The organism is Flavobacterium sp. JP2137 (assembly GCF_050562195.1).
Taxonomy (GTDB): Bacteria; Bacteroidota; Bacteroidia; order Flavobacteriales; family Flavobacteriaceae; genus Flavobacterium.
In genome coordinates, this window is the sequence record NZ_CP191647.1 from 332573 (window position 1) to 356244 (window position 23672).

The window sequence follows — 23672 nt, forward strand, 5'->3', positions numbered from 1 at the left end:
CAGTCTACCCCCATTTCATTTTTTTTCGCATAATCGAGTAATTTTACGCGGTAGATTGTATATTTACCGTGCAATTAACCGCAACGAAAAAACACCGTTATAAATCCATCGTTTCCAATGAAATATCGTCTTAGTCGCCTGAGTATACTAACCGTTTTTGCAGGCAGTATTTTTTTATCGTGCCAAGATGCTCCGCATCCCAAGCCAGATGCCCTGTTGAGCTTGGAATATCCCAAGGCCACTTACGAAGCCTTTCGCAGCGACTGCCACTTTGAATTCGACAAAAACCAATGGGCCAACATTCAAGCCAAACCGAGCTGCAGTTTTGAAATTCACTACCCGGCCATGAAAGCGACGGTTTTTATCAATTACAAACCCGTTGACAACAACTTAACCGCCTTGCTCCAAGATGCGCAAAAACTGACTTACGAGCATTTTATCAAAGCCGACGAAATCAGTTCGCAGCCCTATATCAACGCCAAAGACAAGGTTTATGGCATGTTTTACTCCGTTGAGGGCGATGCCGCCACCAACGCACAGTTCTACGCCACAGACAGCGTTAAGAACTTTATGGTCGCCTCGCTATACTTCTATGCCAAACCCAATTACGATTCGATATTACCCGCTACCGAATACATCAAAAAAGACATGTATCGCATCATGGAATCCATACAGTGGCAAGACTAGCTACTAACCAACTTAAGCGCGTTTGCCGTTTTTTCACAAACCCAGTTTACGGGTAAACAAAAAAGGATTTGAGTTTATGCTCAAATCCTTTTTTACCACGGTCGCTTTAAATAAAAGAAACGCCTCTTAATTCACTTTCTTCGCCTCAAAATGCGACACCTTATAAATGCCGTTGGCTATTTTCTCTACGGTTTTGGTAAGGGATTCCGAATTTTGTTTGGCATCATCAAACGACACCGTTGCTTGTTTGGTTTCAAAATCGACCTTTGCGGATTTCACCCCGTCCAAAGCAGCCAACTTGGATTCGATCAGCTTGGCGCAACCCAAAGCACAAGTCATTCCCTCTACTTCAAAGCTAGCCAACTCAAGCTGTCCCGTTACCGCAGCTGTCGCTGTTGTATTTTGTCCTTGCTCTACCAGCTGTTCGGTCTTCTCTCCATCTTTACAAGCGGTAAATAGCAATACTCCCAATGCCAATCCAGCAAAATATTTCGTTAATTTCATCGTTTATCTGTTTAATATTCAATTTGTTCTCTACCACAAAAGTACAAAAAAGCCACTTAAAACCCGCGCATTTTTCAATTCAATTGTTTTAATAATCAATTCTTAATCACTTTTAAGCTTAAGCGCTCCGCATCGTCGACCAGAGTGGCTCCACATGAATTCACCGCTATAACCCGAACATTTAACATTCAAATTCTACTTCAATATTTTAAATACTCCATATCAAAACGGCCGCCTCGGATTTCAACCAAGCCTTTTTCGTCCGTCCACACATTCAACCAAAAGAAACCCGAAATAATCCGCAGTTCGGGATCGTGTTTGCTAATCGTCAATTCACCAAAATGCTCGAGAGAAGTGTAATAAACTTTTTCAAATCGACGTCCCGGCTCTCCCGAATCCACCGAATACGACAACGCTGCAAAGGCTCCCAAGGAATCCGAAAACGCCCCCAAACGATAGGTTCGTCCTGCTTCTATCGCAACATTTTCTACCATAATCATGAGATCTACCTGCGAGCCAAAAGATTTTTTATACTCTATTGCCAACAGACTCAACCCAACATCTTTTGAATAGTGTAATCCACCTGGCGATCGCAAATTAATCGGATGAAATTTTTCTCCATTAAGGTAAAAACCCATAGTCCCTTTGCCCTCTTGGGTGTGATCTGGCAGATCATCGTTAAAAATTTTACATCCCGCAAACAGCGCGACACACACTAAAAATGACAAGAATATTTTCATGACTCCTTAAATTTTACTTCAATATTTTCTATACTTGAAATCAAAGCGACCGCCTCGGATTTTAACAAACCCTGTACGAGATTATAAACCCGATCCCGAAATGATTTGCGCCTTCGATTCGCCTTCTTCATTCGTCCATGCTCCTTTATATTCGGCAGTGACTAGACACTCCTCTTAAGCAGCGGTAAAGGCTAAAAAAATCAACTATTCCGCTTCGCCTTCCTTTCTCCTTATATCAGAGGCGAACACTGCAAATACAGCGAGATAACTCCCGCGCAAAAACAACACAGCACCGCTGTATTCCCCTGCTCACAATAGTTAAACAAATGTTACAACTAATCGCAATACCTTATATATTAGGCACCTACAAAAAAGCAAAGTCACAAAAAAAACTTAAAAAACAAAAAAAATACCAGGGATTTATCGCAAAGAAACCCCGAAAAACCTCGGGTATTCCAGCAAAAAAACAACCCTAAACTTTCGAGTAATTCCATAAAAAAAGTTGTAAAAACAAAAAAAGCAGCAACCTTACGGTTGCTGCTAAAAAAGGAAAATCACTGTTTTTCCCGCTTTATCTAAATCTATTATTTAAAATCCGCATCGGAAACGCCTTCGTTAATTTTGGCTTCCGTCACCTTCATTTCAATATCAATTCCGACATTCATCTTAATCGTAAAAGGCAATTGAATTCCCTTTACCGCTTGGTAGTCGGAATAATACACCTCTTGCACTGCCGTTTTTCCATCGTGATCTACCGTAGTAAAAGTCGCGATTTTTAAACCGCTAGCAAGCTCGTAATAACTGGTTTCCTTACCGTCGACTACCGCATAAGCTTCTTTGCCATTGATGGTTTCGATTCCCTTTAAAACCACGGCTGCCTTGTTCTTTAAAGTCAGCTCCGAGAAAGTTTGTGCTCCTTTGCGAGCTTCCACTAAATCATCGCCCGTCAAGTCTTGTCTTTGTCCTTGTTGAACCGTGTATGCCATTTTAGGCGTTACCATCTGTTTGGACATCACGTTCCCCATCATGGATTGCTCCGACAACATTTGCCCCTTATCGGTTACTTTGGTCACGCTTTCCAAGTTCATTCCCTGTACAGTGGCTGTATACTTTAAAGCGATGGTATGCACGCCTTTTACCGCCTTTTCCCCCCCGATTGCCTTGATGTAGCCGTCGATTACCGTGTTCAAAGTAACACCTGCAGGTAAGGGTTTGTTCAATTCCGGTTTCGCTGTAGGATTTCCAAACTTATCGAAATAAGCGATTGGCATACCCAAGGTTTCCAGTCCGGGCAAAACATCTGCTGCCTTACCTACGATCACCACTCTCAATTGATTGGCCAAGAAATATTTTTGAGCGGCATTGCGCACGTCTTCTACGGTTACCGCATTGATGTTCTTAATGTAGTTCTCATAGAAATCACTAGGCAATTTATCCAACTCTGTATTCAGTGCATAACGCGCAATAGTCGCGGGCTTTTGGATTTCCATCACAAAGTTGCCGATGTATTTCGCCTTAGCATTTTTTAAATCCTCTGCCGAAACCAATTCCTTTCTAATCTTCTCCACTTCGTTAAAAAACTCCGTCACGGCGCTATCTGTAACCACGTTTCGCACCGACGAAGAGGCCTTAAATTTTGCGGGAAACTTACGGGCATTCCCGATAGAGGAATAGGCACCATAAGTCCAGCCGTGTGCCTCGCGAAGATTTAAAAACAACCTTCCTTCACCACCGCCACCTAGAATCTGATTGGCCAAAATAGCCGCAAAGAAATCCTTATCGGTAATCTTTAAATCCACGATATTGACCAAAGCGATTTCCGACTGAACAGCATTGCTCATGTCCACGAAATTAATCGTTGCCTGAGGAACGTTTTTCGGTTGTACAAAAGTCGATTTTGGAGCCGAAGCCTTTTTCCAACTTCCAAAGAGCTTGTTGACCAATTTCTCCGTTTTCTTGTAATCCACATCCCCTACAATAACCAAATAGGCGTTTTCAGGAACAAAGAAATCGGCATAGTGCTTTTGAGCATCTTCGAAAGTCACCTTGCTTAAGGTTTCTTCCGTTACAAATTCACCAGCGGGGTGGTTGATGCCGTAAACCAACGCATTTTCCACTCTAGTCGCTACTGCTGTAACGCTTTTCTCAGAGGATTTAATCCCTTCGATCGCCTTGGCTTTTTCCTTGTCAAACTCTTCTTTGGTGAATTTGGAATGCAGCGCTCCATCGGCCATCAGATTTAAAATCGTCTCCGAGTATTTCGACAAACCACTGGCATAAGCACCCTTGTCCCAAAATCTAAAATCCGCTCCTAAAAAATCGACTTCTTCGTTGAATTGATCCTTAGACATTTTATCGGTTCCCGCTCCCATAATAGCCGAAGCCAAACTGGAAACACCCGCTTTCTCACCTTCCAAATGCAAAGGGGCATCTAGCGTTAAGCTATAAGTCACCCGAGGCAGTTTATGGTTTTCAACGATCAGTACTTTTAATCCGTTCTTTAACGTAAACGACTTGGGTTTCTCCACGTTAACCGTTGGAGCTGGCCCCGGTTTAGGCTGTGATCTATCTTGTGCTTGCATAGTAGTAATGGCCAAAAACAAGCTTGTTGTTAATATAAATATTTTTTTCATTTTCAAGTTCTATTGCTTATTTTTTAACTGATTCTTTCACTGGAACATAATCTAAAACCAATCTTTGATTTGGATTGAGGTACTTCTTAGCCACATCTCTGATTTCTTCTCTAGTCACGGAACGGTAAATATCAATTTGCGTATTGATCAAGTTGATATCGCCGTACAACAAATAATTGGAAGCCAGGTTTTCTGCCAATCCTTCCAAATCGGCGTTGCTTTCCACATATTGATTTTCAAAGGTGTTTTGAAGTTTTTGAAAATCTCTTTCCGAAATTAATTCCGTTTGCAGCTTAACGATTTCCTGGTCGATATCCTTTACCAAGTCTTGAAGTTCAAACCCCTGCATCGGAATTCCATATACGAAATAGATGCCGTAATCCTCTTGGCTGTAGCTAAAAGACCCCACTTCCAAAGCCATTTTCTTTTCATCGACGATTTTCTTGTACAATCTCGAGCTCTTACCTCCCGATAAAACCGCGGCTACCATCTCTAAAACACGTGCGTCACGCGTTTTCATCGACGGCGTTCTATATGCGGTTACCACCATGGGCAATTGTATGTTGGGATCCTGATATTCGGCTTTGATCTCCTTTACGATAGGAGCCTCCACAAACTGCTCTCTTTTGATTTCCGCTCCTTTGGCAATTTCGCCAAAATACTTTTTGATCCAGGTTTTGGCCTGGTCTTTTTCAAAGTCTCCTGCCAATACCAAAACGGCATTGTTGGGGATATAGAATTTTTTGTTAAACGCCAAGAACTCGTCTAGGGTAGCGGCATCCAAGTGCTCCATAGAGCCGATAGGCGCCCAACGGTACGGGTGTTTTACAAATAGATTTTTCTTTACTTCGGTAAATAAATTGCCATAAGGTTGATTGTCTATACGCAATCTCTTTTCCTCTTTAACCACTTCGTTCTGCGTAGTCACCCCGATTTGATTAATCACTGGGTGCATCAGTCTTTCCGACTCCATCCACAGGGCTAACTCCAGGTTATTCGACGGAAAAACCTCGTAGTAATACGTTCTGTCGTCGGAGGTATTGGCGTTGTTTTGACCGCCGTTTGCGGTAACGATTTTAAACCAATCGCCGCGTTGAATATTTTTAGTTCCCTCGAAAAGCAAATGCTCAAAGAAATGGGCAAATCCAGTTCTCTCCGGATTTTCATCTTTGGCGCCAACGTGATACATCACCGATGTGACCACAACAGGAGCCGACTTGTCTTGATGGAGTACCACATGAAGACCGTTGTCTAATGTATACTCTTCAAAGGCTACTTTTTGAGCCGAGGCTGCCCCACCGATAATAAGAGCGGCGCTCAAAGCTGTTAAAGATTTTCTCATGGTATATAATTTAATTTTAGGTTTACGCTGAATTAGACGCTAGGGCCGGCGATTTGTTACAATACTACCCAAAAATAGGTAATTTATCCCTTTCAACGACCGCAGCACTCTTTAAAAAACTCAATTATAAAACATTAGTTGTAAACCAATAAAAAAAAAGTGTATATTTGCAGACTTTTAAACATTATATTATGTACGCAATCGTAGAGATAGCAGGGCAACAATTCAAAGTAAGCAAAGACCTAAAAGTTTATGTTCACCGTTTGCCTCAAGAAGAAGGAGCAACTATCAGTTTTGATAAAGTTCTTTTAATTGACGACAACAACAACATCACTCTAGGCGCCCCAGCTATAGAAGGAGCTTCTATCGAAGCCAAAGTATTAAGACACCTTCAAGGTGACAAAGTAATCGTCTTCAAGAAGAAAAGAAGAAAAGGTTACAAAAAGAAAAACGGTCACAGACAAGCTTTGACTCAAATTGTAATTGAAGGTATCAATGCAGGAGGAGCAAAGAAAAAAGCGGCTAAAAAAGAAAAAACTGCTGAAGCAGCTGAATAATTATTAACATTTAAAACTAAAACGTCATGGCTCACAAGAAAGGTGTCGGTAGTTCTAAGAACGGTAGAGAATCAGAATCGAAACGCTTAGGTGTTAAGATTTACGGTGGTCAAGCAGCAATTGCTGGAAACATCATCATTAGACAAAGAGGTTCTAAGCACAATCCAGGTGAAAACGTTTACATGGGTAAAGATCATACTTTACATGCAAGAGTTGCTGGAATCGTGAAATTTGAAAAGAAAAGAGACAACAAATCTTTCGTTTCAATTCTTCCATTTGAAGCTTAAATCCTTGTCTTGCTCTTAGCAATAACAGCAAACAAAATATAAAGACGCCCTAGGGCGTCTTTTTTTTTACGATAATTCGTTTATTCGATGATTTGCAGATGCATTTATTCGCTTAGGCTTGTAGAAAATATTTAAAGACTGCATTTTTTAGTCGGAAATTGAACTCCTTGTGCATTACCTAGCGAATAAGCACTCAAAGCGTATGCGTTTATTCGCTTAGGCTTGTAGAAAATATTTAAAGACTGCATTTTTTAGTCGAAAATTGAACTCCTTTACGCAACCCGGCAAATAAGCACTCAAAGCGTATGCGTTTATTCGCTGATGCGTTTATTCGCTTAGGCTTGTAGAAAATATTTAAAGACTGCATTTTTTAGTCGGAAAATGAACTCCTTTACGCAACCCGCGAATCATCAAATCCGCAAATCCGCGAAAATCATCAAATCCACCCTTTACTATAACAAGTTATCTTCTATTCTACGGTACTCTCGAATCCGCGAATCATCAAATCCGCGAATCATCAAATCCGCGAATCCGCGAATCCGCAGTGCCGTTTTTCCATTAGAAGACGATTTCTCGCCTTTACAAGCCCGTTTGAGTCCAAATTAATTCCTTTTAAAAGGATTTTACGTCCCGTATAAACAAATAAATTAACACTAAAAACAATCAAAAACAAAATATTTAACATTAAAAAATAAACATCGCCTTAAACCCGGACTGCATATCGTTAAATATCATAAAATCAACAAAAAGTTTTTTAAAACAATAAGTATTATTTAGTTTTGGTCTAAATAAAAACAATAAATATAGTTTATGAAAATCACTAAATTTTTTGCTATACTTGCCGTTGCCAGTATGCTTACAGTAGGTTGTTCCAGCGACGATTCTTCGCCAATTACCCAGGTTGAAGAAACTCAAAAAGAGCTTGAAGCTAAATTTCCAGTTGTGGGAACTTATGAGTATGCACATGGAACGATGAAAATTCCTTATGTGTTTGCCGCGCAATCACTAAAAGTACAGAATTCCAACATGAGCGGAGAAGACACCGAAGAGGTCGTTGTCAAAGCTTATCAACAAATAAAGGATTCGGTTTACAAAATAGTAACCAAAGAGACCAAAACCGGAAAATACACCGCCTTCTTCCTTAGAAACGTCACTGCAGAAAGCCTTGAAATCAACATGGACCACAGCTTTGACACAGAGAAAGAAGCGATCGACAGCAAATACGCAGATCCCGCTGAGGCGCCTAACAGCACCCACACCAAATTCGGTTGGTTAAAATTGACCAAGGCCAATGCATCGGCTATTCAACTTCCCGTTTCTGGCAAATACGTCTTCGACGGAACTAGTCAGCCTGGTGGCGGAATATACATCTATACCTTTAGCAACGAACAAGTTTCTTTTGACTCGGGTCACGGTGCTTACGACATGAAGGTATTGGCGTACAACAACACGACTAAAAAGATTTTACTAGAAGGCTTGGCTGCTAAAGCGGGTACTTACTATGTGGCACAATTAAAAGACATCACTACCAATACGGTAAAAATCGCCAGAGACACCAAAGCACCCCTAGAAGGCACAGACGCCAAAGCCTTGGCTGAAGCTATTTTTAACAGTGCTGCTGACTTAACCGGCAATTTTACAGAATACACCAAAGAAAACGCCATTTCCTTACCGGTACAAGGCAAGTACACTTTTGACGGAACTAGTCAGCCTGGAGGGGGAATTTACACGTATACATTCAGCAACGAAAAGGTTACTTTCGACTCTGGACACGGTGCTTACGACATGAAAGTACTCAAATACAACAGCGGTACTCAAAAGATATTACTAGAAGGTTTAGACAGCAAAGCAGGAACGTTTTACGTAGCACAACTAAAAGAAGTTACGGCTACTAGCGTAAAAATTGCCAGAGAAACCAAAGCTCCTCTAGAAGGTTCTAATCCTAAAGCAGAAGCGGACGCGATTTTCAACAGTGCTAGCGATATCACTGGAAACTTCACCACCTACCAAAAATAGTTTTTTATATTGATCTAGTTATTTTAACCTAAAAAGGCCGTTTCTCACGAAACGGCCTTTTTTTGTTTACGCTGTAACTCTATCGTATTCGCCGGTGACTGCTCGTCATTTAAACGTCCACAACTAGGCGGTTACCTTGATGGTTCTATACAGTTCCAACGCCTTGCCGTCGGTTAGCATCGAAACAAAATGACAAACATTCATCAGTCGCCCGTATAGGGTTTCGTTTTCTAGCAGGTATTTTTCGGGCAGTAATTTTAACATCAACGAATCGTAATGCGTGTCTTCTCCGTAAAAAGAATTGTTGCAAGCCGTACAAAAATGATCTAACAAGGTGTGGATCACCTGATAGCCGACCACTTCTTTTTCGATGACCTCTTTGCTTTGATACACCTTATTCACACTAACGGAAATCAGGTCTTTCATCTGCGCCACATAAGCGCATTTGTCCATCAGGGCATAAGGGAAATCGCCTTTCAATATCCTTTCTTCGTTTTCTATGAAAACGCGCACGGCGTCTTGAATCAAACTTCCGATTGCCAAGGCGCGCAGATAGCTCACGCGGTCTTCCGTACACGACAATTGGGCGTATTTTTGTGCATTGATACTCTTTTGGACGATTTTAATCAAGAATTCCAAGGCGTGTTCTTCGGGGATCAGTCCCAAATTAATACCGTCTTCGAAATCGATAATCGTATAACAGATATCGTCGGCCGCTTCGACTAAATACGACAAAGGATGTCTGTAAAACGCCCATTCATCGCGTTTTTTTCGAATCAGTCCCAAGTCGTCAGCCACGGCGATAAAAGCTGCTTTATCCGCTTGAAAAAAGCCGTATTTCTTATCGCAGATATCGCGAGTGGGTTTTTTGGGCAAACTCTCTTTGGGGTATTTCATAAAGGCTCCTAGCGTGGCATAGGAAATACGCACACCACCGTCTATACCGGGTCTGGACTTGGTCAAAACCGAAAAGCCGTTGGCATTGCCTTCAAAATCGATTAGATCTTGCCATTCCTTGGCGTTGAGCGCCTCTTGAAATACCTTGCCTTTTCCGCGCTTAAAAAAATCGCCAATAGCCTTTTCGCCCGAATGTCCAAAAGGGGGATTACCGATATCGTGTGCCAAAGCTGCTGCCGCGACTATAGCGCCAAAATCGTTTACTGTATAGCCCAATTCGGCATCTAAATGGGGGTATTTTTGCAGGATTTGCTGCCCGACCATTCGACCGAGCGAACGCCCCACTACCGACACCTCCAAACTGTGGGTAAGTCGGGTGTGAACAAAGTCGGTTTTTGACAAGGGAATCACCTGTGTTTTGTCTTGCAAGCTACGAAAAGCAGACGAAAAGATGATGCGGTCGTAATCGACCTCAAAACCTATTCTCGTTTCGTTCTCCTCTTTTCTATTTCGCGCTATACGGTCACCGTGCTTTTTTAAAGACAACAGCTTTTCCCATTTCATCATATTGTATGTTTTATCTATTTTTAAAATAGCTTTGGTGCTCTTTTACCACCGGTTCGCTACTGGAACAGCAGCCCGACAACAGTTGCTTATCGCAGTGCCATTTGGCCGTTGATAATATTGCCCTTAACCGATTTGAATATTTGATTTTTAGCCTCTGCAAAAGAAACTCCATAGAGGCGCTCCATCGCTCGAAACTCCTGAGGGTACTTTAAGAGCATCTTGTCGTAATAAGCATCCAAGACCTGATCACTAGGCGATGTGTACTCCAAATGCAGCTCAAAACGCCTCACCAGTGCCGGGTCGATCATCTGTATCTGATTGGTCGCCGCCATGAGTATGGATTTTTGTGGAAAGCCGTCGATCAATTGCAAAATCGCATTGACCACTCGTTTCATCTCGCTGTTGTCCTTGTTGTCGTAATCGCGAATTTGCCCGAGCGAATCGAATTCATCAAAAAACAACACAGCGCTTTCATACTGAATCTCCCGAAACAAGCCCTCGATGTTCTTGGCGGTTTCGCCCAGCTTAGAAGAGACGATGGTTCCCAGGTTGACAATGATTAATTTTTTGTCCAAATGCTTTGCAATGGCTTTGGCCGTCATGGTTTTGCCGCAACCGCTTTGTCCGTATAAAAGTATTTTATTCGACACCGGAAGCTCGTACTGCATCAGGACTTCTCGAAACTGATACTCCTTTAGGAACTGTTCGATTTGCCCCGCCACAGCAGGATTAAATACCACCTCGTTTAATTCGATATCACTGCGATCGATAAAAAAAAGAGCACTCATAACTTAAGTTGTTTTTACGATATACAAATATAATCAGAATAAAGCCGATTACAAACTCACTCGGGGATTTTACCGCCGAAAACGCCCTGCTGTACCACTGCAGTTAGCTCATCGACAGCGATGACCGCCAACAAAAAAACAGCCTCGAAAAGCTGTTTTTTATATGGTTCTTTAAGAATACATCTCGCGGTCTTCATCTCTAACCAAGAAAAACTTCATCGATTTTTTCGGATAGGTTTCATAGCTCTTGTCAGAAGGATTGGCGATAACCGTTTTGATACTGATTTTATCCCCCAATTTAAATTCGGATTCGACTTGTTTATAATCTAATAAATAAGGCCCACAGAAATAATTTCCATTTTCGTCTTTTTCAATGACTCCTTGAAAAATTCCTTTTTTAGTGTCTTTTTGCATTTTTTAATAATTTAAAGCACAAAGATACGAAGAATTTGAATTGTTACGGAATCGATTTTGACAATGCCCCGGTATTTTATGCGAGGGGTATTCTTTTAATAGTTGCACAAAAAAAAACCACCTGAAAAAACAGGTGGTTGCACTTATATAACAAAACAAAATCCCATTTAAGAACCGCACATTTCGCAATCGTCTAGTTCGGCAGATTGCGCATTGAGAATCATCGCTCTGTACTCTTCTACGCTAATCGCTTCTACATCGGAGGCTTTTGCTTGTGGTTTAGCAGCTGCCACTACTGGCGTTTCTACTTTTTTATCGTTGTTTAAGGTAAATTTAATCGCATCTACAGCCGATTTGGTTCTCAGATAATACATACCCGTTTTTAAACCGGACTTCCAAGCGTAGAAGTGCATCGAGGTCAGTTTGGCATAATTGGCCCCTTCCATAAACAGGTTTAGGGATTGCGACTGATCGATAAAGTACCCTCTTTGACGCGACATATCAATGATGTCTTTCATGCTCAACTCCCAAACGGTTTTATACAAATCGCGAATTTCTTGCGGCAGGTAATCCAAGTGTTGGATCGATCCGTTTGAGCGCATGATTTCTTGTTTTAAATCTTCGTTCCACAATCCCAGATCCACCAAGTCGTGTAAGAGGTGCTTGTTGACTACGATAAACTCACCCGACAATACTCTTCGGGTATATATATTCGAGGTATACGGTTCAAAGGCTTCGTTGTTGCCCAAGATTTGAGAAGTCGATGCCGTTGGCATAGGTGCCAACAACAAGGAGTTTCTAACCCCGTGCTCCATCACTTCTTTTCTCAGTGCAGCCCAATCCCAACGCCCACTCAAGTCGGCATCTTTCATACCCCAAAGGTTGTACTGAAACTCCCCTTGTGAAATCGGCGAACCTTCGAAAGTCGAATACGGTCCTTCGATCTTCGCCATTTCCATAGAAGCGGTGACCGCTGCGAAGTAAATGGTTTCAAAGATCTCTTGGTTCAAGGCCTTGGCTTCGTCACTGGTAAAGGCCATGCGCATCAGGATAAAGGCATCTGCCAATCCCTGTACACCCAAACCAACCGGTCTGTGACGCATATTGGAGTTTTCGGCTTCTTTTACCGGGTAGAAGTTTCTGTCGATGACCTTGTTTAGGTTGCGGGTTACTCTTTTGACTACATCGTAGAGGGCTTGGTGATTAAACTGGCGGTTTTCGACAAACATCGGCAGTGAAATCGAAGCCAAATTACATACAGCTACTTCGTCTTTGGAGGTGAACTCCATGATTTCCGTACACAAATTGGACGAGCGAATCGTTCCCAAATTCTTTTGGTTGGACTTTCTGTTGGCCGCATCCTTATACAGCATATACGGCGTACCCGTTTCAATCTGAGCTTCTAGAATTTTTTCCCATAACTCTCTGGCTTTAATCTTTCTTCGGCCCTTTCCAGCGGCTTCATAAGAGATGTACAAGGCATCGAATTCGTCGCCATATACATCGGCAAGACCCGGACATTCGTTCGGACACATCAGCGTCCAATCGCCGTCTTGCTCAATGCGCTTCATAAATAAATCGTTGATCCAAAGGGCTAAAAACAAATCGCGCGCACGCATTTCTTCCTTACCGTGATTTTTTCTCAAATCGATAAAATCGTATACGTCGGCATGCCACGGTTCTATATAAATGGCAAAGCTCCCCTTTCTCTTTCCACCGCCTTGATCGACATAACGAGCGGTATCGTTGAATACGCGCAACATGGGAACAATTCCATTTGACGTTCCGTTAGTGCCTCTGATGTACGAGCCAGTTGCTCTTACATTGTGAATAGAAAGACCGATTCCTCCCGCAGATTGCGAAATCTGAGCGGTTTGTTTTAGGGTATCGTAAATGCCTTCGATACTGTCATCCTGCATGGTGAGCAAGAAACAAGAAGACATCTGCGGTTTTGGCGTACCGGAATTAAACAGCGTTGGCGTAGCGTGTGTAAAAAACTTTTTAGACATCAACTCATAGGTTTCGATCACCGAATCGATATCGTCTAGGTGAATTCCCACCGAAACCCGCATCAACATGTGTTGGGGACGTTCTACGATTTTACCGTCGATTTTCAACAGATACGAGCGCTCCAAGGTTTTGAAACCGAAGAAGTCGTAGTTGAAATCGCGCTGGTAAATAATGGTCGAATCCAATCGCTCCGCATGGTCCATAATCACTTGGAACACATCATCGGCGATTAGAGGTGATTCTTGGTTGGTTCTCGGGTTGATGTAGTTATACATATCAACTATGGTTTCCGAGAATGATTTTTTGGTATTTTTATGAAGGTTAGAAACGGCTATACGGGCAGCTAAAAGCGCGTAATCCGGATGAGAAACCGTCATAGATGCCGCAGTTTCCGCGGCTAAGTTGTCGAGTTCAGAAGTGGTTACCCCATCGTAAAGGCCTTCGATTACTCGCATGGCTACTTTTACGGGATCGACCAATTCATTCAACTCATAACACAATATTCTGATGCGGTCTGTGATTTTATCAAACATTACCGGCTCTCTTCTTCCGTCTCTTTTTACTACAAACATGGGCTTAATTTTTTTGGTTTAGGACTGCGGTCCTTGGCGAATCTTTTTGGGGGATTAAAAATCGGCGTCGAAGCTGATTTTACCATCGTTGTCGTCTTTGCTGCTGATCACGCCGGCTTTTTGATATTCCGACACGCGCTTTTCAAAGAAGTTCGTCTTTCCCTGCAGGGAAATCATGTCCATAAAGTCGAATGGATTACTCACATTATACTCTCTCTCACATCCGAGTTCAACCAATAATCTATCGGCCACAAATTCCAAGTACTGTGTCATCAACACGGCATTCATTCCGATTAAACTAGCGGGTAAGGACTCGGTAATAAACTCTCTTTCAATATTTAACGCATCCACAAGGATTTCTCTAATACGCGCCTTAGGCACCTTATTGACCAAATGGTGGTTGTGTAAATGCACCGCAAAATCACAGTGAACCCCCTCATCACGAGAGATCAACTCATTGGAAAAGGTCAATCCTGGCATTAAGCCTCTTTTCTTTAACCAGAAAATAGAACAAAACGCGCCTGAAAAGAAAATCCCTTCTACCGCAGCGAAGGCGATTAAACGCTCGGCAAAAGAATCGGAATCGATCCATTTTAAAGCCCAGTCTGCCTTTTTCTTAATTGCCGGAAAAATGTCGATTGCTCTAAACAAGTGGTCTTTCTCTTCTTCATTTTTCACGTAGGTATCGATTAACAACGAATAGGTTTCGCTGTGTATGTTCTCCATCATGATTTGAAAACCGTAGAAGAATTTTGCTTCGGGATACTGTACTTCATTGACAAAGTTCTCGGCCAAATTCTCGTTGACAATTCCGTCAGAAGCGGCGAAAAACGCTAGGATATGCTTGATAAAATACCGCTCATCGTCGTTTAGTTTATTGTTCCAGTCGGTCAAATCTTGATGCAAATCAATCTCCTCTGCCGTCCAAAAACTCGCTTCCATCTTCTTATACCAATCCCAAATATCGTGGTGCTTAATGGGAAAAATGACGAATCTATTTTTATTCTCAGTTAGAATGGGCTCTTGAAAAGACATAGTATATTGATTATGAATATTAAACATTTTGCAGATTCAAAGAATCCGACTCCTACAAAGATTGTCATTTTTATTGTCAATCCGAAGTTTAAAATCCTAAAACTTATTCACAAAAAAGGCAAGTTGTTAACAAAGTGCAAAAATGGTTTTATTCGGCCAATAAAAAACTAACCGACTAACAACCAGTGACTTGGCAATTGGTTTTTTTGGGCTTAAAAAACTAGCAAACCGCTGCAAATACAGCTAATACCAAGGTTTTTTACCCTCGAAATCCCGGGTTCATCCAGTTGGTTTTTCACCGACTGCAAACCGCTCATCCCCGGACAACTGCCTTTGTGGCCCTTGGGTTTATTTTGTTAAAATCCGCTATTTTTTTTGTTGAATTGCCAAATGATTTGCGAACGCAAAAGGCGCCGCTCGCCGCAACAGTGCGTCGCACCACGGCCTTATCAGTTGCCGAAGGTAAACCGCACCGATGCCAGTACCTGAGAAGGCCTTAGCGCAAAGGTAGTAACACTAGTCAGGGCTTCTTGCACAAAAACCTGCTCGTGCGTTTTGGTATTTAATATATTGTTCCATTGCAAACCAAAATCCATGCGTTTGGACACCCAATTAAATCGGTACTTTAAATCTAAAAAGCGATTGACAAACCGCTGTTCGGAGAGTTGGTATTCGTTGTAGTCCAAAATTACACCCACGCTGTGATGGACCATCGGAAAAACATCTGCCCCGAACTGATGTCCCACATTTATACTGCGCACTGGGGTGCGCCCTTCGGTGCGTTATTGATTTTGATAATCAAGCTGGTAACTCACGTCCAACCAACTCCAATAATTGCTGTTTGCTTTAAAATTCACCGCATGACTTTTGGTTTTTACAGCCAACAACTGCTCGTTTACCACCAACTCGCTGTTTGAAACACTCAAATCGGCTCTGATGCTGGCATTACCCCTCCAATTTGCAAAAAACTTGCCTATAGCCGCCGAAACAGACTGTCCATTGACGGCGTTATCACGCGCTATTACATCGACTATTTGTTGCCCATTTTCAGCAATACGCTGCGTAAACATCACCGTTCGAACATCCTCAGACACGACATACACCAGGTCGCCAAAAACATTATTAATGGGGCTTTTATACGCTATACGCGTAGCTGCTTGTCGGTATCTGCTTTTCCAAATATCCGAATTGTACGAACTGAAATTGAGCTGGCTCATCACAAAATTGGGATACAACTGTTCCAAGCTCGCAAAGCGATATTGCTGACTCCCCGAAAGCGTAAGCGCCCAAAAAGTACTCCAATCATACTGCGCAAAGACATTGGGCTCAAACACCGCATTATCCAATTTCTCGATACGCGATAAGGCCCGGTCTTGAAGATCAATATGATAATTTTTCAGCGGTAAGTGTACGTTTGCGGAAAAGCGCTTTTGCTTGTAATTCAATTTTAGCCCGGCTTTGCTTATCGCGCTAAAATACCGTAAATCATTCGCATAGTCGGGACTTACCAAATAGTGCGATTGACTGGCGTCAAGCCCGTATAATTGACTGCTGTACTTTCGGTCGGTCAACTCCATACCCCCTTCTGCAGTCACCAACAACGCCTTGAGTTGCCACGAGATTGAGGCTTCGTTTTTTGTGTAAAAGGAATTATCTCGCAGCGACTGATCCAGCGCGATATAGGGTTTAAATACCGACTGATCCAGCGTTAATTTTTCAGTGGGATCGATTTGATAGTTTTGAGTATCGTGCGTATAATTTATCAGGGATTTCAAATTGACAAATTGTTTCTCATTCAAAGGAATCAGCGTACTCAAGCTGTTTTGAAGCGAAAAAGAAGGCGATGTCAGGGTTTGATTTACCGCGTCGTCGTCAATAACCAACACGCCCCGGTTTTTGTCGCGGACAGATTGAAACGTCAATTCTTCTTTTAGGTAAGCGTTTTTGACGTTCTTTTTAAAGGCGATTACCGCTTTGAGTCGCTCGTTAAAAGCCGCACTCTTATTCGTTCGCGTATAGCGGTTCTTCCACAGGGTTTTCCCGTCCGCATCCAACGACCGTATCTCGGTAGATTCCGTTCCCTCGCGCGTTACTGCGTCGTTGAGATAATAGGCATTGACCCGCATTTCCGTTTGTTTAGAAACATCGGTCAGCACGTTGATCGCACCTAAATGAGCGTTGTTAAACAAGTATCTTTGGGCAGCCACATTGGGCAAGGCCGTTTCCGCAATACCCAGACTTTGCCCGGGGGTACGTTGATAAAAAAAGGAATCAAAGCTGTTGGGCAGTGAAAAATCCGATAAGCCATAGCTCAAATCATCTCCGAAATTATTGGATTGGCCGTTGAAAAACAACTGCACTTTTTTATTGAACAACATCGGAGACAACTTGGCTTTCCACAAGGCTGGATCGGCCCCCACACCCATATCTGCCGAACCGGTTACCGTTACATTTTTCTTGAGTTTGATGTTGATTCCCGCATTTTCCGAGGCGACCTTTCCCTTTAACATCTTGATGGGCTGGTTGTTTTCAATCACTTCTAGCTTACTGACCGCAGCATTGGGCAAAGCTTCGGTAATCGAAGCATAGGCCCCACCCATCAAATCCTTTCCATCAACCAAAAACTGATTGATTTCCTTGCCCTGATATTTAATTCGGCCTGTAGGATCTACTTCAATACCGGGTATCTTTTTCAATACATCTGCTAAAACGCGGTCGTTTTTTCCGGCAAACGCGTTTAGATCGTAACTAATCGTATCGTTGCGCTGGGTGATCAAAGCGGCCTTAATCACGATTTCCTTTAATTGGGTCACCTCTTTTACCGCGGTAAAGTCGACTTGTTGCGTTTTGTTTGTGATTGCCGTTATCTGAGTTGAATAATTAAAACTACTCATGCGAACGACCAAATCGGACAAAGTACTCTCGACAACTATTTTATAATCCCCCTGTTCATCGGTCATTTCAAAAGCCAATACCCGATTGTTTTCAGGATTTTCAACCGTAATTGAGGCAAAGGCAAGCGCTTTATTTTGCTCATCGAGAACCCTGCCCGACAGCGTGGTTTGACCGTAGATCAAACCATTGGCAAGCAATATAAGCAACAGCATCCCATATCTCATTGTGCCATCTGTACTTTCGTCGCATTAAAAATCAACCAGACATCTCCTTTTTCCAAAGGATTGTTATGCGTTTTCATCCATTCCCAAGCGGCTTCATTGGTTATTTTAAACAATTCTGCCGGCTTCATCATGACACCATCTTGCGATATATCATGTGAACTTCCTATTCCATATCGATTAAACAGCACTTTCAAATCTTTAGACGGATCCAGTACGTGTTCTTTCATAACCGATAAATACTTGTCTTTTGACAGGGTCAAAACCGTTTCTGGCCGTTCGAACAAAGGTTCTTTCACCTGTTGCACCTCGATCAATTCTATGTTGTAATCCAAATCCGCACTCGTAGCCTTGACGATTAAACCCGGCAATCCACCAAATTTATAGGGTCCGTTGGGAATCGGAATTTGAGTTGTAAAAAAGACGTTCCAGCGGCGACCACCAAAATCCGTCTCAGCCAGTTGCGCTTGATACTGCTCTTTGTAGTTTATAATAGAATCCTTAATCTGCCATTTTATCTTTTCCGTTTCTTCGTACTGATACGCATTTTCACCCTTGTAAACAAAAAAGCTGGTTTTTCCCTGTTCCTTATACACATAATACGCCAAGTATGCCTTGTCTGCCGCAGCGGCCTCCTTAGCCCCCTGCCCTTCATGGCTCTTTTCATCAGTCAAGAACTTCCCGTTTGTGCTATTCTTGCTGTAATAAACAGAACGCTGTCCCACCACGTCCAAAACACTCGTCTCCGACACATAGGCCGAGGCCAACGAATCCGGTTTATAAGTGGTTTTATAGACAAAGCGTTGGGTCTGGGCAATCATCCCCGCCGAACAGAGCAAGCAGCTGACCAAAACTAGATTCTTTAACATAATTTTTTATCGAAATTTAAATACTAATTCCCAAAACACCTAATAAAAACCAAGTTTTATTCAGCAATAATCATCAATCATCTAAATCCCCTACAAACAACCTCTTTTCCAACCGGATTTTGGTATTGCTCCTGCCCAAACTTTAGCACGATTTTATCGCGCTTTAACACTAATTAGACACGAAACCCTATGCCTGATCCCCCGTATCGTCGACAACGGCCTTCCCTTAGATTTTAAACGCGCAAAAGCACAGGCGACATCGAAAAACACAACCCATGAATCGAATCGAAAACTGCTGCTTTCTCAGTAACCGCTACTAAAACATACTAAAAAGTCAAAACAAAACGCACAAGTCTTGTCGATTTAACACTTAATACAAGCCCGAATGATTAAATGTTAAATCCGGCTTTTATACTGTAATTGAATCCACTATGGGTTTACTCCATAAAAAAAGTCGGAAGATACTTCTTCCGACTTGAATTGCCTTAAACAAGGACTTTTACACTATTTGGAAAGTGACTAAAGCTCCAGGGCTTTTTTCACATCGTTACCCATCAATAATTCCACTGGATTTTCCAGTGCTTCTTTCACTGCTACCAAGAACCCAACCGACTCGCGTCCGTCGATAATTCTATGGTCATAAGAAAGGGCCACATACATCATTGGGTGAATTTCCACTTTTCCATTTACTGCAATTGGACGCTCAATAATATTGTGCATACCTAAAATTCCAGATTGTGGTGGGTTGATGATTGGCGTAGACAACATCGATCCAAATACCCCTCCGTTGGAGATGGTAAAGGTACCTCCTGTCATTTCGTCTACGGTAATTTGCCCGTCACGCGCTCGGATAGCCAAGCGTTTGATTTCGTTTTCCACACCGCGGAACGACAATAATTCAGCACTGCGCACTACAGGCACCATCAATCCCTTAGGACCGGATACCGCCACGGAGATATCGCAGAAATCAAAACTGATTTGCTCTTGACCGTCGATCATGGAGTTCACGTCTGGATACAATTGAAGCGCCCGTGTTACCGCTTTGGTAAAAAAGGACATATATCCAAGACCCACGCCGTGTTTGGCTTTAAAAGCGTCTTTATATTCGTTTCTCAACTGGTTTACCGGTGTGAGGTTAACTTCGTTAAAAGTTGTCAACATCGCCGTCGTATTCTTAGCGTGAACCAAGCGCTCCGCTACCTTACGACGCAACATAGACATCTTTTTGCGCTCAGACCCTCTAGCACCGCCAGTAGGTGTTCCCATCGAAGGTACTGCCTTAACAGCGTCTTCTTTGGTTATACGACCGTCTTTACCCGTTCCTTGTATGGTCGTGGTATCGATGTTTTTTTCGTCTAATATTTTTTTAGCTGCCGGAGAAGCCGTGCCCGATGCGTAGGTCGTTGCTGCTGCCGGAGCCGCTGCAACAGGTGCAGGAGCTGCTTTTGGCGCTGCTGCCTCTTCCACTGGTTTAGATGCTGCTGCTGCTCCGCCTTCTGGCTTTGCTGCACTGGTATCGATTAAACAAACTACTTGACCTACAGCCACAGCGTCACCTTCTTCTGCCTTTAGGGTAATAATACCACTAGCTTCAGCTGGCAACTCCAAGGTTGCTTTGTCAGAATCAACCTCTGCAATAGCTTGGTCTTTTTCTACGTAATCACCATCTTTAACTAACCAAGTAGCGATTTCAACTTCTGTTATGGACTCCCCTGGCGAAGGAACTTTCATTTCTAAGATACTCATCAGTATATTATTTTAGATATTGTTATTTATGTAAAAATACGAAATTATTATTATTATAAGTTTTTATCAAAAACTTTAGCTATAGCATACGCATAACGTTTTTTGGAACGCGTAGAACTACCCGATGCCGGTGCACTATACGCCTTTGTCGCCGCTAAACGCAGGGGAACTTCGTGGAAGTTCATCAACATAAAACTATAGGCTCCCATATTTCGAGGCTCTTCCTGTGCCCAAACATAGTCGTCTGCATGGGTGTATTTGGCAATGACCGCTTTCATCTTTTCTACCGGCAATGGAAACAACTGCTCGATGCGTACCAAAGCCACGTCGTTTCTACCCAATTTTTCTCTTTCTGCCACCAAATCGTAATAGAATTTACCGGTACAGAATACCACTGATTTTACGTCTCTTGGAGCTACTTCCTGATCGTCGATCAATTCTTGGAAGCTTCCCTCTGCAAAATCCGTTATAGATGATACTGCCGATGGATGTCTCAACAAACTTTTCGGAGTAAATACGATTAACGGTTTTCTAAAGTTAGCAATCATTTGTCGTCTTAGCAAATGGAAGAAGTTTGCCGGTGTGGTACAATCGGCCACATACATATTGTCTTCTGCACAGAGCTGCAAATAGCGTTCCATACGCGCTGAAGAGTGTTCCGCTCCTTGGTTTTCATATCCGTGAGGCAACAACATCACCAAGCCGTTTTGCGTATTCCACTTGGCTTCCGCTGCAGAGATATACTGGTCCAACATGATTTGAGCTCCGTTGGAGAAATCGCCAAACTGCGCTTCCCAAATCGTCAGGGTCTTCGGATTGGTCAAGGCATAACCGTATTCGTATCCCACTACCGCATATTCCGATAATAAGGAGTTGTAAATACTGAATTGCCCTTTCTTATCTTTTAATTTGTCCAACAAAATGATCGATTCTTCCGTATCTTCTGTTTTAATTACCGCATGACGGTGCGAAAAGGTTCCCCTTTCCACGTCTTGTCCGGAGATACGCACGCCAAAACCTTCAGTCAGCAAAGAACCATACGCCAACATCTCGCCCATAGCCCAGTCCAACTTATCAGACTCAAAGAACATGGTTTTGCGGTCGTTGATCAATTTTTTTATCTTGCTGATAAACTTCTTATCTCCTGGAAGCTCCGTTACCACCGAAGCAATATCCGTTAAGACTTCTTTAGACACCTTGGTGTCATAAGTCATTAACATCTTCTCTTCACTCGCTTTTTCATAACCCTTCCACTCTTCTTCCATGAAGGTTTTGATCTCGGCAAATTCGTGCTTGCGCGACTCTTCCAAAGAAGATTCTAAGGCATCTTTATATTTTTGTTCTAAAGCGGTTACATAGTCACTGTCGATGATTTTGTCTTCCAACAATCTTCCGCTATAAATATTTCTTGAATTCGGGTGTTTTGAAATCAATTTATACAACAAAGGCTGTGTAAATTTAGGTTCATCCCCTTCGTTGTGTCCGTATTTTCTATAACCGACTAAATCGATAAAGATGTCGGTACCGAATTCCATACGGTAATCCAGTGCAAACAACATCGCTCTTACCGCAGCTTCGGTATCATCTGCATTGACATGCAATACCGGCGCATTCGTCACCTTAGCCACGTCTGTCGAATAAATCGACGACCTTCCATCGGTGAAATTGGTGGTAAACCCTACTTGGTTGTTTAGGACCAAATGGATCGTTCCTCCGGTTTTATACCCTCTGAGCTTAGCCATTTGGATGATCTCGTATACGATACCCTGTCCAGCAACTGCCGCATCACCATGTAAGGCAATAGGCAATACTTTAGACGGGTTGTCCGCATATAAACGATCTTGTTTGGCACGAGCAATACCCTCGATTACCGCACCTACGGTTTCTAAATGCGACGGGTTTGGGGCCAAGTTTAAGTGAATGTCGTTACCAGATTTGGTTTGTCTCATCGAGCTCAATCCCAAGTGATACTTCACATCACCGTCAAAACCTTCCACTTCATTATAGTCTTTTCCATCAAATTCGGAAAAGATTTCACCTGCTGGTTTTTTGAATACATTGGCCAATACGTTTAAACGTCCTCTATGAGACATTCCCATGACCAATTCTTCCACGCCTCTGGCCGCAGCAGCTTCAATCAACATGTCCAAAGCGGGGATGGCTGCTTCGAGTCCTTCTAAAGAGAAGCGCTTTTGACCTACGTATTTGGTATTTAAAAAGGTTTCGAAAGAAACCGCTTCAATCAGTTTTCCGAGAATTTCCTTTTTTTGATTCGCGTCAAAAACAGCTTCTGGCGCTTCAAAGTGGTTTTGAATCCACTGTACTTCTTTCTCGTTAATAATGTATTTATACTCGATTCCAAGGGTATGGCAATACACTTGTTCGAGGTGTTTGATAATTTCTGCCAGTGTAGAAACGGGAAGTTGAACCGACTTAGCCGCTTCAAACGAGGTGTTTAAATCTGCCGTTGTCAAACCAAAATTCTGTATACTCAAATCCGGAGCCTCGACATTTCTATCGCGCAGTGGGTTGGTTTTGGTCAACAAATGCCCGTAGGTTCTGTATTGCTCGATAAGCTTTAATACTGCGAATTCTTTCTGAAATTGCTCTAGCTGTTTGGTGTCACCCGGTTCCGCATAAGCTTTGGATAATTGTTCTACAGGGCCATCGCTATATTCATTTGCAAAATCGAAACCTTGAAAAAAGCTTCTCCAACTCGGCTCAATGCCATCGGGATTTTGTAAATACTCATCGTATAACTCTGCAAAGAATGCTGTATGTGCCGCGTTTAAAAAGGAATACCTGTCCATAATTTTGTCTAAAGACCTTTGGTTAAAATAATTTATACAAAAATACAATACTTTGTAATAAATCTCTAATATTTTTGTTACT

At 42.4% G+C, this 23672-nt stretch carries 18 protein-coding genes; 4 read left to right on the top strand and 14 right to left on the bottom strand.

What is annotated here, in order from left to right:
• The first annotated feature begins 117 nt into the window (after nucleotides 1-117).
• Nucleotides 118-687 (top strand): gliding motility lipoprotein GldD, encoded by a 570-nt coding sequence (gene gldD, locus ACQZ43_RS01435; RefSeq protein ID WP_430614055.1) that lies wholly within the window; start codon nucleotides 118-120, stop codon nucleotides 685-687.
• A 126-nt stretch (nucleotides 688-813) separates the two neighbouring features.
• On the opposite strand, the gene ACQZ43_RS01440 is transcribed toward gldD, so the two are convergent.
• The 4 genes from ACQZ43_RS01440 to ACQZ43_RS01455 form a co-directional block, all read right to left on the bottom strand.
• Entirely contained in the window at nucleotides 814-1191 is a 378-nt protein-coding gene (locus ACQZ43_RS01440) for a heavy-metal-associated domain-containing protein (protein ID WP_430614056.1), read from the bottom strand.
• Between the two features lie 200 nt (nucleotides 1192-1391).
• Nucleotides 1392-1931, bottom strand: a complete 540-nt coding sequence (locus tag ACQZ43_RS01445; protein WP_430614057.1) for a hypothetical protein — start codon at nucleotides 1929-1931, stop codon at nucleotides 1392-1394.
• Nucleotides 1932-2515: 584 nt separating this feature from the next.
• On the bottom strand, nucleotides 2516-4564 hold the full coding sequence (locus ACQZ43_RS01450) for a M16 family metallopeptidase (RefSeq protein ID WP_430614058.1): 2049 nt from the start codon (nucleotides 4562-4564) through the stop codon (nucleotides 2516-2518).
• A 16-nt stretch (nucleotides 4565-4580) separates the two neighbouring features.
• A complete protein-coding gene (locus ACQZ43_RS01455; protein WP_430614060.1) occupies nucleotides 4581-5906 on the bottom strand; it encodes a M16 family metallopeptidase in 1326 nt (441 codons plus the stop codon).
• A gap of 191 nt (nucleotides 5907-6097) precedes the next feature.
• On the opposite strand from ACQZ43_RS01455, the gene rplU reads away from it, so the two are divergent.
• The 3 genes from rplU (at nucleotide 6098) to ACQZ43_RS01470 (ending at nucleotide 8766) form a co-directional block, all read left to right on the top strand.
• Nucleotides 6098-6463 carry a 50S ribosomal protein L21 gene (rplU, locus tag ACQZ43_RS01460; RefSeq protein ID WP_219290314.1) on the top strand — a complete coding sequence of 122 codons (366 nt, stop codon included), beginning with the start codon at nucleotides 6098-6100 and terminating at the stop codon, nucleotides 6461-6463.
• Nucleotides 6464-6489: 26 nt separating this feature from the next.
• The gene (gene rpmA / locus ACQZ43_RS01465) at nucleotides 6490-6750 is read left to right on the top strand and encodes a 50S ribosomal protein L27 (RefSeq protein ID WP_219290319.1); all 261 of its coding nucleotides are present in this window, start codon (nucleotides 6490-6492) and stop codon (nucleotides 6748-6750) included.
• Between the two features lie 810 nt (nucleotides 6751-7560).
• Nucleotides 7561-8766 carry a hypothetical protein gene (locus ACQZ43_RS01470; protein WP_430614061.1) on the top strand — a complete coding sequence of 402 codons (1206 nt, stop codon included), beginning with the start codon at nucleotides 7561-7563 and terminating at the stop codon, nucleotides 8764-8766.
• 123 nt (nucleotides 8767-8889) lie between these two features.
• On the opposite strand, the gene dgt is transcribed toward ACQZ43_RS01470, so the two are convergent.
• From dgt to ACQZ43_RS01520, 10 genes are all read right to left on the bottom strand, one after another.
• A complete protein-coding gene (dgt, locus tag ACQZ43_RS01475; RefSeq protein ID WP_430614062.1) occupies nucleotides 8890-10230 on the bottom strand; it encodes a dGTP triphosphohydrolase in 1341 nt (446 codons plus the stop codon).
• 86 nt (nucleotides 10231-10316) lie between these two features.
• Complete coding sequence (locus ACQZ43_RS01480; RefSeq protein WP_430614063.1) at nucleotides 10317-11018, bottom strand: AAA family ATPase; 702 nt, start codon at nucleotides 11016-11018, stop codon at nucleotides 10317-10319.
• A gap of 171 nt (nucleotides 11019-11189) precedes the next feature.
• Nucleotides 11190-11432 (bottom strand): hypothetical protein, encoded by a 243-nt coding sequence (locus ACQZ43_RS01485; RefSeq protein WP_430614064.1) that lies wholly within the window; start codon nucleotides 11430-11432, stop codon nucleotides 11190-11192.
• Between the two features lie 167 nt (nucleotides 11433-11599).
• Nucleotides 11600-14014: a ribonucleoside-diphosphate reductase subunit alpha gene (locus ACQZ43_RS01490; RefSeq protein ID WP_430614065.1), complete on the bottom strand. Its 2415-nt coding sequence runs from the start codon at nucleotides 14012-14014 to the stop codon at nucleotides 11600-11602.
• A 54-nt stretch (nucleotides 14015-14068) separates the two neighbouring features.
• Complete coding sequence (locus ACQZ43_RS01495; RefSeq protein ID WP_430614066.1) at nucleotides 14069-15049, bottom strand: ribonucleotide-diphosphate reductase subunit beta; 981 nt, start codon at nucleotides 15047-15049, stop codon at nucleotides 14069-14071.
• Nucleotides 15050-15498: 449 nt separating this feature from the next.
• A complete protein-coding gene (locus ACQZ43_RS01500) occupies nucleotides 15499-15795 on the bottom strand; it encodes a hypothetical protein (RefSeq protein ID WP_430614067.1) in 297 nt (98 codons plus the stop codon).
• Nucleotides 15796-15831: 36 nt separating this feature from the next.
• Nucleotides 15832-18156 (bottom strand): carboxypeptidase-like regulatory domain-containing protein, encoded by a 2325-nt coding sequence (locus tag ACQZ43_RS01505; RefSeq protein WP_430614068.1) that lies wholly within the window; start codon nucleotides 18154-18156, stop codon nucleotides 15832-15834.
• A gap of 8 nt (nucleotides 18157-18164) precedes the next feature.
• Entirely contained in the window at nucleotides 18165-19034 is an 870-nt protein-coding gene (locus ACQZ43_RS01510) for a GLPGLI family protein (protein ID WP_430614069.1), read from the bottom strand.
• A 519-nt stretch (nucleotides 19035-19553) separates the two neighbouring features.
• Nucleotides 19554-20780 (bottom strand): 2-oxoglutarate dehydrogenase complex dihydrolipoyllysine-residue succinyltransferase, encoded by a 1227-nt coding sequence (gene odhB, locus ACQZ43_RS01515; RefSeq protein WP_430614070.1) that lies wholly within the window; start codon nucleotides 20778-20780, stop codon nucleotides 19554-19556.
• A gap of 53 nt (nucleotides 20781-20833) precedes the next feature.
• Nucleotides 20834-23590 carry a 2-oxoglutarate dehydrogenase E1 component gene (locus ACQZ43_RS01520; protein ID WP_430614072.1) on the bottom strand — a complete coding sequence of 919 codons (2757 nt, stop codon included), beginning with the start codon at nucleotides 23588-23590 and terminating at the stop codon, nucleotides 20834-20836.
• Nucleotides 23591-23672 lie beyond the last annotated feature (82 nt).